The following is a 644-nucleotide window of genomic DNA, read 5'->3' on the forward strand; positions in this document are numbered from 1 at the left end:
CAGCACAAAGTCGTGCCGTCGGTTCGGATCGCAGTAGATGGCGTTTGTATCAAGCGTTCTCATCGGGGTTCACCTCCTCGGTTGTGTTGGGTTTGGATTTGAAGAACTCGCTGCGCTGGTGGTAATAGCCCAGCGCGAACAGCCCCTGCTCCTTGAGGCTGAGCGTCGTGGGGAAGCGGTCGGGCATGGCGTCCTGCAGCTCGCGTTCCAGCCAGATGGCAAGCCCCTCGCTCTGCTTACGGAGCTTGCTCAGGTGGGGCTGAGTCATGCGCAGCAGCACGCCGAACACGCTGGCAGGCGCGGTCGACGCACTGCCGTAGTACTTGTCGGTCAGCGTGGCGTTGGGATTGCCAATCGCCGCGCTCTGGATGCGTTCAATCACAGCCAACATTCGCCCGCACTTGTAGGCGGGATCGTTCAGTTCACGATTGAGCATAGTGAGTACCTCCTTGAGTTGGGGGTTTTGGGAAGCAAGCACTGCCTTGATGAGTTTAGCGCGCTCGTAGCGCACGCCCTGCTCGGCGCGATTGCGCTGTACGGCAGTTTGAAGCAAGACATCAGGGAGCGGCGCGCCCGTAAACGCGCTCCGCATCAGCGTTTCGGGTACATGCGCGGGCACATCCTTCGCCTCACGGTAGAGACTA

Annotated in this window: 1 protein-coding gene; it reads right to left on the minus strand. The window is 60.4% G+C overall.

The genetic code is table 11. From position 1 onward, the window contains the following. Window positions 1-49: 49 nt before the first annotated feature. Window positions 50-644: type I-C CRISPR-associated protein Cas8c/Csd1 (locus NZ773_16150; GenBank protein MCS6803459.1), on the minus strand; the 595-nt coding region annotated here is incomplete at its 5' end.

The sequence above is a fragment of the Dehalococcoidia bacterium genome (assembly GCA_025054935.1).
GTDB lineage: Bacteria > Chloroflexota > Dehalococcoidia > SpSt-223 > SpSt-223 > JANWZD01.